This window comes from Streptomyces sp. NBC_01077 (assembly GCF_045162855.1).
In the GTDB taxonomy this organism is placed as follows: domain Bacteria; phylum Actinomycetota; class Actinomycetes; order Streptomycetales; family Streptomycetaceae; genus Streptomyces.
In genome coordinates this window covers 3858589-3870496 of record NZ_CP108669.1, presented here as the reverse complement: position 1 = coordinate 3870496, position 11908 = coordinate 3858589, and the positions used below count along the sequence as shown (strand labels likewise).

General features: G+C 72.8%; 9 protein-coding genes and 1 tRNA gene. 2 read left to right on the top strand and 8 right to left on the bottom strand.

Translation table 11 applies throughout. The features are described 5' to 3' along the window. Positions 1-68 precede the first annotated feature (68 nt). The gene (locus OG462_RS17215) at positions 69-1769 is read left to right on the top strand and encodes a glycosyl hydrolase family 18 protein (protein WP_406058508.1); all 1701 of its coding nucleotides are present in this window, start codon (positions 69-71) and stop codon (positions 1767-1769) included. A gap of 117 nt (positions 1770-1886) precedes the next feature. Here OG462_RS17215 and OG462_RS17210 read toward each other — a convergent pair whose 3' ends face one another. Next, positions 1887-3854, bottom strand: coding sequence for a putative bifunctional diguanylate cyclase/phosphodiesterase (locus tag OG462_RS17210; protein ID WP_406058506.1), 1968 nt, complete (start codon positions 3852-3854; stop codon positions 1887-1889). Between the two features lie 326 nt (positions 3855-4180). On the opposite strand from OG462_RS17210, the gene OG462_RS17205 reads away from it, so the two are divergent. After that, positions 4181-5470: a M6 family metalloprotease domain-containing protein gene (locus OG462_RS17205; protein WP_406058504.1), complete on the top strand. Its 1290-nt coding sequence runs from the start codon at positions 4181-4183 to the stop codon at positions 5468-5470. A gap of 78 nt (positions 5471-5548) precedes the next feature. Here OG462_RS17205 and OG462_RS17200 read toward each other — a convergent pair. From OG462_RS17200 to OG462_RS17170, 7 genes are all read right to left on the bottom strand, one after another. Beyond that, positions 5549-5622: transfer RNA gene (locus OG462_RS17200), tRNA-Lys, on the bottom strand. Further along, a complete protein-coding gene (locus OG462_RS17195; RefSeq protein WP_406058502.1) occupies positions 5613-6239 on the bottom strand; it encodes a hypothetical protein in 627 nt (208 codons plus the stop codon). The genes OG462_RS17200 and OG462_RS17195 overlap by 10 nt, the downstream gene beginning before the upstream one ends. A gap of 242 nt (positions 6240-6481) precedes the next feature. Further along, positions 6482-6838, bottom strand: a complete 357-nt coding sequence (locus OG462_RS17190; RefSeq protein ID WP_406058500.1) for a hypothetical protein — start codon at positions 6836-6838, stop codon at positions 6482-6484. A 148-nt stretch (positions 6839-6986) separates the two neighbouring features. Then, positions 6987-8357 carry an AAA domain-containing protein gene (locus OG462_RS17185; RefSeq protein WP_406058498.1) on the bottom strand — a complete coding sequence of 457 codons (1371 nt, stop codon included), beginning with the start codon at positions 8355-8357 and terminating at the stop codon, positions 6987-6989. Continuing rightward, entirely contained in the window at positions 8354-9958 is a 1605-nt protein-coding gene (locus OG462_RS17180) for a hypothetical protein (RefSeq protein ID WP_406058496.1), read from the bottom strand. The genes OG462_RS17185 and OG462_RS17180 overlap by 4 nt, the downstream gene beginning before the upstream one ends. Then, positions 9949-11079: a hypothetical protein gene (locus OG462_RS17175; protein ID WP_406058495.1), complete on the bottom strand. Its 1131-nt coding sequence runs from the start codon at positions 11077-11079 to the stop codon at positions 9949-9951. Before OG462_RS17175 ends, OG462_RS17180 begins: the two co-directional genes overlap by 10 nt. After that, positions 11012-11851: a phosphatase PAP2 family protein gene (locus tag OG462_RS17170; RefSeq protein WP_406058493.1), complete on the bottom strand. Its 840-nt coding sequence runs from the start codon at positions 11849-11851 to the stop codon at positions 11012-11014. The genes OG462_RS17175 and OG462_RS17170 overlap by 68 nt, the downstream gene beginning before the upstream one ends. Between the last annotated feature and the right edge of the window lie 57 nt (positions 11852-11908).

Below are 11908 nucleotides of genomic sequence, written 5' to 3'. Positions count from 1 at the left end.
ACGTGCCGGTTATCACTGCTCCAGCTCCTGTACGGCACCACCCCCGCACTCCCCGATGGAGGCCGCACGTGCACCCCCGTAAGCCCTTGATCGCCGCGCTCCTCAGCGCGGCCCTCGCCGCCGGCGCCCTCGCGGCGACCGTCGGCCTCGGCTCCGCCCAGGCGGCCGACACGACGACCACTGCCGCTGCGGGTGGTGTGCGCATCGCGTACTACGACCAGTGGAGCGTCTACGGCAACGCGTTCTACCCCAAGCACCTCGACACCCGGGGCATCGCGAGCCAGCTGGACGTCATCAACTACTCGTTCGGCAACATCCACCCCACCAACCTCACCTGTTTCGAGGCCAACAAGGCCGCCGGTGACGACAACAACCCCAACGCGGGTGACGGTGCGGGCGACTCGTACGCCGACTACCAGAAGTCCTTCAGCGCGGCGGACAGCGTCGACGGCGTCGCCGACACGTGGAACCAGCCGATCGTGGGCGTCTTCAACCAGTTCAAGGAACTGAAGGCGAAGTACCCCCACCTGAAGATCAACATCTCGCTCGGCGGCTGGACGTACTCCAAGTTCTTCAGCGACGCGGCGAAGACGGACGCGAGCCGCAAGAAGCTCGTCTCCTCCTGCATCGACCAGTACATCAAGGGCAACCTGCCCGTCGAGGGCGGCTTCGGCGGCGCCGGCACGGCGGCCGGCATCTTCGACGGCATCGACATCGACTGGGAGTACCCCGGCTCCTCCGGCGGTCACCTGGGCAACCACTACGCCCCCGAGGACAAGCAGAACTTCACGCTGCTCCTCGCCGAGTTCCGCAAGCAGCTCGACGAGTACGGCGCGGCCAACGGCGGCAAGAAGTACCTGCTGACCTCGGCCCTCCCGGCCGGCCAGGACAAGATCAAGTACATCGAGACCGACAAGATCGGCCAGTACTTGGACTACGCCAACATCATGACGTACGACATGCACGGCGCCTGGGACGGCGACGGGCCGACGTACCACCAGTCCCCGCTCTACTCCGGTGCGAACGACCCGACCGACGTGATCGCGCCGGGAACCGAGAAGTACTCGATCGACAACGCGATCGACTCCTGGATCGACGGCAAGCCCGCCTACGGCATCGCCGGCGGCTTCCCCGCCAACAAGCTGACCCTGGGCTACGAGTTCTACTACCGCGGCTGGAAGGGCGTCCCGGCCGGGACCGCCAACGGCCTCGCGGGCACCGCGACCGGCGGCTCCAACGTCCGCCCGCTCAGCCAGCAGGCGGGCATCGCGCACTACAAGGAGCTCGGCGGCATCGTCGACAACGCGTCGACCACCTTCTGGGACGACCAGGCGAAGGCCTCGTACTTCTACAAGGACGGCGAGTTCTTCACCGGCCTCAACCAGCGGTCCATCCAGGCCCGGGTGGACTACGCCAAGCAGCGCGGCCTGGCCGGCGCGATGATGTACTCGCTCCTCGGCCTGGACGACAACGCCACCCTGCTGAAGCAGATCAACACCGCGCTCGGCGGCACGACCGCCCCGCCCACCACGACGCCTCCGACCACCCCGCCGACGACGCCCCCGACCACCACGCCTCCGACCACCCCGCCGACGACGCCGCCGACGGGTTGCGGCTCGGTCCCGGCGTACGTGGCCGGCACGATCTACAACGCGGGCAACGAGGTCTCCCACAACGGCCGCAAGTACAAGGCCCAGTGGTGGACCCAGAACGAGACGCCGGGCACGACCGGCGAGTGGGGCGTCTGGAAGGACCTCGGCGCCTGCTGAGTGCCCGACCGGCCGAGTCCCCCTGACCGGCTGAACCCCTCATGAACCGCTGCCCCCGCCCGGAATGTCCCTCCGGCCGGGGGCAGTTCCATGCCCTCGTGCGGTGGTGCACGGGCCTCAGACCGGGAGCGGCTCCGTGCCGATCAGCTCCGCGATACGGTCCGGGGCCACCGCCCGCGAGTACAGCCAGCCCTGCCCCGTGTCGCAGCCGATCCTGCGCAGCCGGCTCGCCTGCCCCGAGGTCTCGACGCACTCCGCGGTGACCGTGAGCCCCAGCCGGTGCGCCAGTTGCACGAGCGCCTCGACGATCAGCTCGTCCGCCGGGTTGGCGTGCTCCTCGTCCTGGAAGCCGCGGACGAAGGAACCGTCCAGCTTGAGCACGGAGACCGGCAGTCGGCTCAGATAGGCCAGGTTCGAGTAGCCGGTGCCGAAGTCGTCGATCGCGATCCGCACCCCCATGTCGCTCAGCGCCTGGAGCGCCTGGAGCGGCCGCCCGGCCGAGCCCATCACGGCGGACTCGGTGAGCTCCAGCTGGAGCAGGTGCGGGGCGAGACCGGTCTCCGCGAGGATGCCGGCCACGTCGGCGACCAGGTCGGAGTCCCAGACCTGACGGACCGCCACGTTGACGCTGACGAAGATCGGGCGCTCGCGCGGATGGTCCTTCTGCCACTGCCGGGCCTGCCGGCAGGCCGTGCGCAGCACCCAGCGGCCCAGCTCCACGATGGAGCCGTCCTCCTCGGCGATCCCGATGAACCGATTCGGCGCGAGCGGGCCGAACTGCGGGTGGTTCCAGCGCACCAGCGCCTCCACCCCGCGCACCGCCCCGTCCGTCAGATCCACGAGGGGCTGGTACTCCAGGGCGAACTCCCCGCGCTCCACGGCCGGGCGCAGGGTGGAGGAGAGCGCCTGCCGGGTCATCCGGTGCGCGTTGCGCTCCGGGTCGAAGAGGGTCCAGCGGGCCTTGCCGTCCGCCTTCGCCCAGTACAGCGTGGTGTCCGCGTCCTGCATCAGGGCGGTGGCCGTCGTGCCGGACCCGGAGCGTTCGACCACGCCGATCGAGGCGGAGACCGAGAGCCGCTGGCCGCCCAGGTCGAAGGGCTGCTGGAGCGCGCACAGCACCGAGCGTGCCAGATCGGCCAGTTGCTCCGTTCCCGTGGAGTCCTCGACCAGGATCGCGAACTCGTCCCCGCCGAGGCGCGCCACGAGATGGCCGCCGCTGCGGGTGTAGCCGTCGCTGTCCGCACACTCCGTCAGCCGGGCGGCGACGGCGGCGAGAAGCCGGTCGCCGACGCGGTGGCCGAGGGTGTCGTTGACCGCCTTGAAGCCGTCGAGATCGAGATAGCAGAGACCGATCCGCCCTATTCTGCCATACCCGTACGACTCGTACGACGAGCTGATCGTTTCGCCCGCGCTCACCGTGCCCGCAGTGTCCGCATGGTCCGCGGCGTCCTGTGCGGAGGCCTCCAGGGCCGCCGAGAGGCGCTCGAAGAACAGGGCGCGGTTGGGCAGTCGGGTCACCGGGTCGTGCATCTGGAGGTGCCGCAGCCGCGCCTGGAGTTCGCGCCGGTCGCTGATGTCCGCGATCGACAGCAGGACCCGCCGGCTGTCGGGCACGGGGGCGACGGTGACCTCGGCCCACAGCGAACGCCCGTCGGCGTGCTTGAGGCGGCGCGTGCAGCGGAAGCGCGAGCGGCGGCCGCGCAGCACCTCGCGGTACGCGTGCCAGGTCCGCCCGTCGGACGCGAGGTCGACGAGATCGGCGGCGGCCTGCTCCCGGAGCGCCTCCGGCTCGGTGCCGAGGAGGGTGCCGAAGGAGTCGTTGGCCGAGACGACGACGCCGTCCTGGTCGACCACGGCCATCGCGAGCTGGGCGACCCGGAAGGCGGCGCGGTAGTCGCGGAGTTCGGCGGCGAGGCGGTCGGCGCGCCGGTCGGTGCGGTCGGTCCGGTCCTCGACGGGGTGATCGGAGTGACGCTCGGCGTACTGCTCGGAGTGCTGCGCGGGGTGACGCTCCGTGAGTGCGGGCTCTGCCGCGTGCGTCTCCGGCGGCTCTGGGTGCACCGGTCCTTCGGGGGTTCCGCTCACCGCTCGCTCCCGTAGTGCAGTCGGGCCGGTCACATGTGGTCGGGACGGTCGGCCAAGGAAGAGTGTGCCGATCATAGAGCCCGTGCGGGGGAGCCTTCCAGCTCCGGGGCCTCTCCGGTGGGCCTCCGCCGCTGTGAGACCTCCCACCGTCACACCCCGCCCGATCGTTTCTGCTCAGGTCTGACACGGGTCGATGGCGACGTGACCGAATGTGACTTTCCGTGAGCTGAAGCGCGCTCGTGTCGCGTCGACCCCATGGCGCGCCCTCACCCGACCGGGGCAGCGGAAACATGCGAAATGCCGCAAACCATCACAAGGTGGGTGAGGTGTCCCGCATTCCCGATCCGGAGGTCCACGTGAGGGGTCAGCAGCCACCCGGGGGAGTGGAACGCTCGCGGCTGCGTGCCGGGGCGGCGGCCTTCACCTCGCTCGCCGCACTCGCCGCCACCGGGCTCGTCGCCGGCCCCGCCGTCGGTGCCCCCTCGGCGAGTCCCTGCGCCCTGCCCCGTACCGCGGCCCATCACTCGCTCGGCCTCGACACCTGGAACAGGTCGTATCCACGCCCCGACCGCGCCCTCGACGCGGTCATGATCTTCCTGTCCTTCCCGGACGCCGAACCTCTCACCGATCCGGCCGAACTCACCGCCGACCACTTCCCCGCCACCAGCGAGTTCTTCAGCCGCGCCTCCTACGGGCGCTTCACCCTGCGCCCGCACCCCCAGCGCGTCTGGACCCCGATGCCGAAGGAGTCGAGCGCGTACGGCATACGGCGTGACTGGGACGCCGGACAGCGCGCCGCCTACCTCCGGGACGCGATCGGCGCCGCCGACGCGAGCGTCGACTTCTCTCGGTACGACATCGTCTACCTCGTCGCCGACCCGGACGCGCCCGGCGTGGACTCCGACGCGACCAAGGTCGTCAACCTCGATCGGCCGATGGAGGTCGACGGCACCGAGATCAAGCGGGTCGTCACCGTCTTCGAGCGGCACCCGCCCGACCGCAACGTCCTGGCCCACGAGACCGGGCACGTCTTCGACCTGCCCGACCTCTATCACCGCCCGGCGGACGGCAAGGGCGACTGGGACACCCATGTGGGTGACTGGGACGTCATGGGCAGCCAGTTCGGGCTCTCCCCGGACCTCTTCGGCTGGCACAAGTGGAAGCTCGGCTGGCTCTCCCGCGCCCAGGTGGCCTGCGTCCAGGGCGCGGGTCCCCGGATGGTGAGCCTGGAGCCGACCGACGCCCAGCCGGTCGCCGGCGCCAGCCTCGGCACCCGGCTCGCCGTGGTCCGTACGGGCCCCGACAGCGCCCTCGCGGTCGAGGCCCGGAGCAGCGCCGGGAACGACGCCGAGACCTGCACCGAAGGCGTCCTCGTCTACCGGGTCCGCGGCGGCACGGCCTCCGGCGACGGCCCCGTCGAGGTCGTCGACGCGCACCCGCGCACCGACGCCTGCTGGGACCGCTCCGTCTACCCGCCGCTCGCGGACGCCCCGCTGGAGGAGGGCGAGACGCTCACCGTGCCCGGAACGGGGGTACGGGTGGAGGTCACGGAACGCACCGGAACGGGTGCCTGGACGGTCAGGATCACCCCGCCCGCCGTCGACAGGGACGGCTGAGCGGCAGAACCGGCAGAGACGGCAGAGACCGGGAACACGAAGAAGCCCCTCGCTTCCGCGAGGGGCTTCTTCCGTCTGTGCGCCGCCAGGGACTCGAACCCCGGACCCGCTGATTAAGAGTCAGCTGCTCTAACCAACTGAGCTAGCGGCGCCTGCTGACGTCGTAGACATTAGCACCCGGATCGGCGGGAGGAAAAATCGATACCCGCACGTCGGCGGCGGAAGCCGCCCGGACGGCCCGCACGCAGGCCCAGAGCACGACCTCGGGTCCCGGCAGCCAGGGGCTCCGGGTGTCGGGCGCCACCAGCCAGCGGGGCCCGGAGGCGTCGGACGGCACGAGCGGCGGCACGGTCACCGCGTCCCCGACCCCGTGGCAGAGCGGCCGGGGGACCGCCTCGCCCCATTCCTCCCAGTCGAGCAGGGCCGGCAGCCGCTGGGCCGTGCCGGGCGCCGTGAACAGCATCATCCGGCCCCGGTGCACGGCGACGGGCCCCGAACCCGGGCCCTCCTCCCACAGTCGGTCCAGCATCCGGCGCCCGAAGACCGGGTCCACGTTGACGACGTCGAAGACCGTCCCGCAGGGCAGCGCCGCCGGGGAGGTCGGCCGAGCCTCCCAGCGGGTGAGGGCGGCCTCACGGCCCCCGGCGGCCGAGGCGAGCCAGGCGGCCCCGTCGGCGGTCACCCGAGCGGTCTGGTGCCGCCCCTCGTCGCCCTCCCGGAGGAACCGGAAGATGTCGTGCGGGGTCTCGTCGCGCAGCCACGTCGTCATGACTCCAGGTCTACCGGCTGTCACGCGACGGTCGCCGAGAGTTCATGGAATCCCGGACAGAAGAGGAGGGAGGGGAGTATCGTGCACCCCCGGCATATGCCAGAGGTGCTTTTTAGGCCACTCGGGGGATGCCGGTCCACCCCGGCTCGACTCCGGTCCGGCGCCCCGGTCCGGCCCCCCGCTAGGCCCCGGCTCGACCTCGGTCCGGCCTCCCCCGCTCGGCCCTCCGGTCAGTCCTCCGGTCAGTCCTCCGCCGGCCGGCCGTTCGTCCTGATCAGGTCGCGGCCGAACTCGATCATCTTCCGGGCGTAGTCCTCGGTCCACTGCGCCCGCTCGGCGACGTCCGCCGCCGTCAGGCGGTCGAACCGGCGCGGATCCGCCAACTGCGCCGCCGCGATCGCCTGGAACTCGGTCGCCCGGTCGGTCGCCGCGCGGAACGCCAGCGTCAGCTCCGTCGCGCGGGACAGCAGCTCGCGCGGATCGTCTATCGACTCCAGGTCGAAGAAGTGCTCCGGGTCGGCGGTCGCCTCGGCAGGCTCGAAGATCAACGGTGCCGGCCTGAGCCGTCGCTGTCCGCTTCGTTCCGCGGGTTCCGCCATCGTTCTTCTCCTCCTCGCACAGGCACGGCCCGGAATCCCGGGCCGTCTTCCATTGTCCCGCGCCCCGCAAGAGCGCGTACTTTCCCCCGTACGCCCCCGGTCCACCCCGGGTCCACCCCCACACCCCGGTTTCGACCGGGCCGGAGGCTCACGGCGTCCAGGTCACCCGGTGCTCCTCCAGATGGGAGAGGACCGCGTGGTTCGCCTCCCAGCCGTCCGGGAACGACACGGCGGCGCCCAGCTGGACCGGCTCCGTCGACGGGTGGGCGTCGAGCAGGTCCGTCACGCCCGCCCGGCAGACCACGACGCACGCGTGCCGGTGCCGGGAGGCGAGGACGCACAGCCGGCCCGTCTCCAGGTGGAAGGCCGTCGCGTCGGGGCGCCCGGACAGCGGGTGGAGGACGACGGTCACGTCGTACTCCCGCCCCTGGAGCCGGTTCGCGGTGTCCACGGTCACGCCCGTGACGCCCAGTTCGGCGAGGGCCGCCCGGATCGCCGCCGCCTGGTCGCGGTGGGCGGTGCCGACCGCGACCCGGTCGGGCGTCAGGGGTACGGGGGTCTCCGAGCGCTCCGAGACCGCCGCCCCGCCCCGGTCGAGGAGCCGGCGCACCACGAGGGCGACCGCGCCGACCGCTTCGGGGTCGGTACGCGGGGTGTGCCGGGCGGGCAGTTCGAGCAGGCCCCAGCCCGACTCCGCCGCCTCGTCGAGGACCCGGTCGGGACCCGAACCGTCCGACGCGACCGTGAAGGAGAGCCTTCGGTCCCCGTGCCCGGTGCCGCTGCGGAACGGCGTGAACGGGTAGAAGGCGTCCGAGACCAGCGGCGCCGCCGAGGCGGGCAGCCGCCAGGACACCGGCAGCCGGTGCTGCGGCAGCTCCGGGTTGTGCGCGAGCAGGGTGGAGACCGCGCTCGCCGACGGGTCGTACGAGAGCCCCGCCCACTGCTCGGCGCCCACCACCGAGAACGGGTCCAGCTGCCCGGGGTCGCCCACGAACAGCGCCCGCTCGAAGAGCCCCGCCACGGCGAGCAGCGCGTCGGAGCGCATCTGGTACGCCTCGTCGACGATCGCGTGCGCCCAGGGCTCGACGTTCTTCACGTGCGCCCACTTGGCCGCCGTGGAGAGGACGACCGGCAGCCCGGCCAGCTCACCGGCCTTCGCCGACTTCCGTACGTTCTCCAGGTCGTCGAGCGTCTTGTCGTACGGGTCGCTGTCGTTCGAGTGCAGTCGGCCGACCTCCAGGTCCGGCTCCTTCTCGGCGAGCCGCAGGACCAGGTCGTCCACCTGCGCGTTCGTCTGGGCCACCACCATGAGGGGGCGCCCGGCGGCGGCGAGTTCGAGCGCGGCCCGCACCACCAGCGTCGACTTCCCGGCGCCGGGGGGGGAGTCCACGACGACACCGCGCGCGGTGCCGTGCAGGGTGTCGGCCAGGATGCCGGCGGTGGCCCTGCCGGCCTCCGCCGAAGGATCGAAGGGCGCCGAACCGTCCAAGGGCGGCGTCGACAGGTCGAACACGGTCACAGCACGTCCTCCGCGGTCACGGCGTCGGGCAGTTCCACGGCGTCCGACCGGGGCGGACCGCCGTGCGTCCAGGGCGTCTCCTCCGCCTCCGGCAGCTGCGGCCCGACCCGCTGGTCGTGCTCGAACAGCGTCCAGGCGATCCGCTCGCCCTTCTCCGGCACCGAGCCCTCCACGGGCTCCTTCGAACGGCCCATCTTGTCGAGGAGCCGCAGGAGCAGCGCCCCGTCCTCCTCGTACCGCACGAACTCCGCCGACTGCGGCTTCCCGTCGAGCGAGCGGTACACCTTCACCTTCTCGCCCAGGTGCGGCCGGTCCTCGGTGCGGACGGTGAGCAGCGGACGGGGCGCGGGCCGCTTGGACTCCGTCCACGCCATCGTCACCTCGACCACCTCGCCCGTGAACGCCTCGCCCGACAGCCGCCGTCCGGCGAGCACCAGGGGATCGTCGAGGGCCTCCTGCGCCTCCAGCTGACCCTGCGCCTGCTCGCGCGCGGCGAGCTTCCGGGCCGCCGTCACGGCGTCGTCCCGGCGCGGCTGCGGCGGCTCACCGGCCGTGACCCGGTCCCGGTGAGCGGTGAAGGACCAGCGGTCGCGGGTCCAGCGGTCCTCGACCCTGGCGCCCTCCGGCAGCTCCCGAAGCAGGCCGATCGCCCGCCAGACCGCGTCCCAGGTCGGCTTCATCTGGGAGGCGACGAGCCGGCGCAGCTCCCGCTCGGCCCCGTGCAGTTCGCCGAGTCCGCGCTCGGCGGCCTCGCCGTCCTCGGCGGCGCCGACGGCCTGCCGGGCCCGGTCGTACCGCTCGATCGCGGGCGCGAGGAGCCGGTTGTCGAAGGCGGGGTCGGTGGCGGGCCCGGCGGGCGGGCACAGCAGCTGCCCCTGGGAGTCCCGGCCCGTCTCGGCCCGGAGGGCCGCCTCGGCGCCCGGCTCCGCAGTGCCCCGCGCCGCGTCGGACGGATCGATCCAGGCGAGCAGCGCGCCCAGGTGCTGGTCCTCCAGGGAGGACTGCCCGGTCGCCCAGTGCCGGTTGAGGAGATCCGTCGCCGACAGCAGCAGCGAGGAGCCGGGCACCCGGGCCCGGTCGCCGAAGTGCGTCAGCCAGCGCCCGAGCAGCGGGACGCGCGGCGGCGCGGGGAACGGCGTCTCCGGGTCCTGCTCGGCCGTCCGCCGGAACCGCGTGGACCGCCCGAGCAGCCGTACGTACTCGATGCCGGCCCGGCTCGGCACGATCAGCTGCGGCGCGTCCGCGCACAGCTCGACCTCGACCTTCACCTTCTTGCCGGTCTCCGGGTCGACCTCGCTCTTCTCCGCCGCCTCGACGACCGCCGCGAAGGAGTCGATGTACGGCAGGACCTCCTCGGCCAGATCGGCGAGGAACGCGAACCTCAGGTCCCGGTCCCGGGGCTGAGCCACCACCAGGAGCCGCGGCTCCTCGGGGTCGGTGCCGACGAGGGCGCCCAACGGGGCCCCCGCCTCACCGGCCGTGGTCAGCGGGACGAGGACGAGCGGCCGCTCGGAGAGCCGCCGGTGCCGGACGGTCGCGAGGGGCTGCGCGCGGCCCGACTCGACGGCCTCCATCCGGGCGAGCGTGGAGATCAGCGACATCCGGGGGCCCCCGTCTCCGTCAGCGCCTCCTGGCGCAGCGCCCGCGCCCGGCGCAGCGCCGCCACCGCCGGGTCCTCCGGGTCGCCCTCCTCGCCCCGCGAGGCCGCGAGCACCGCGCCGACCGTCGACAGGCCGCCCAGCTCACCCCGTACCGAACGGCCGAGGGTCTCCACCGCGTCCGCCTCCCGGGCCCGCGACCGGCAGTGGAAGGCCAGCTCGCACGCGGCCAGGCACTCCGGCGCGTACTGATGGGGCACGCACTCCACGGCGGCCGTCAGTTCCTCCGCCGAGCGCTCCGCCACATCGAAGCTGACGCCCTCCGGCAGGGCGGCCGCGATCTCGTCGATCCGGGTCAGCCGGTCGAGCTGACGCCGGGTGACCGACCGCTGTTTGCGGACGTCGACGACCGAGGCCGTCGGCACGTTCGAGAAGTCCTTCGGGCAGACGAGGAGCACCGACTGCGCGACCCTGGCGCCCTCGGTCACCGCCGCCACCCGTTCGAGCGCGAGCACGTACACGGCGGCCTGCCGGGCCGCCGCTCCCACCTTCGACGCGTCGGCCGCGCCGTCGACCATCGGGAACGACTTGATCTCCACGACCGTCCACCCGCCGTCGGGGCGGACCACCACGGCGTCGGGCTCCAGGTACACCGGAGAACCGGCCACCTCGAGGGCGAGCAGCGGATGGTCGAGCAGCGCCCACCCCTCGGCCGCGGTCGCCTCCCGCAGGGCGAGCGCCGTGCGCGCCACCCGGCCCTCGGGCCCGGCCGCCGCCAGATCGGGCACGGACACCGTGCCCGGCTCGTCGACACCGATCAGGCGCAGCAGCTCGCGGCCGCCGTCCGCCTTGACCTTCGCCTCGAAGGAGTTGCCCCGCACGATCGCGAACTGGGACTGCCCGAACGGGGCCGGCGAGCCGAGCTTCGCGGCCAGCGCGGACTTGTCGACCCCGGCGCCGTCGAGCAGGGCCCGGCGTCGGCAGCCGGGGTTGGCGGCCAGTGCCGCGAGGGCCCGCGCGTCCAGCGGACGCGGCGGAGTGGCCGGTCCGCGCAGCTCAGCGAGCAGCTTTCGACGTGTCGTCTGCGGAGGTCGGGACAGACCGCTGTCCAGGGATGCGCTCACCCGTGGAAGTCTCGCATCCGCCACTGACAACCGGGGGCGCTTCCGCCGTCCCGCGCAGTCGCCGGGCGAGCCGCAGCACGTACGGGGTCAGCAGCAGACCGGCGCCCATCACGGCCGCACCGGCGACCGCGTCCAGCAGATAGTGATTGGCGGTCCCCATCACCACGAGCGTGGTGACCAGCGGATACGCCACCCCGAGGGCCTTCGCCGCAGGCGTCCGCCCGTACCGCCACAGCATCACCCCGCACCACAGCGCCCAGCCGACGTGCAGGCTGGGCATGGCCGCGTACTGGTTCGTGAGACCGCCGAGTCCGCGCGGTGCACTGGCCTCGCCGCCCCACCAGCCGTACGCGCTGAAGTGGGCCATCGTGTCGGTGAAGCCGTACGCCGGGTCGAGCAGCCGGGGCGGGCAGGTGGGCAGCAGCGTGAAGCCGACCAGACCGAGCAGCGTGGAGGCCATCAGCCAGGTCCGGGCGGCCCGGTAGTGCGCCGGGCGGCGGCGGAAGAGCCAGATCAGGATCGCCGGGGTGACGAGATAGTGCAGGGAGGCGTACGCGAAGTCCGCCGGGATCCCGAGCGCGGGCACGTCCGTGAACAGCCGGTTCAGCGGGTGCTCGGCGTCGATCCCGAGCAGCTCCTCAAGACGCAGGATCGCCAGCCCGTGCTCGACGGCCGAGGCCTCGTCGCCGCGCACGAGCAGCCGGCCGCACGAGTAGGCCGCGTACACGACCGCGATCAGCGACAACTCGGCCCACCAGCGTGGCTTGCGCATACGAAAAGTCCCCCCGACCGGTGATCGCCCCAGGGGAGTGGACGCCGGACGCCGACC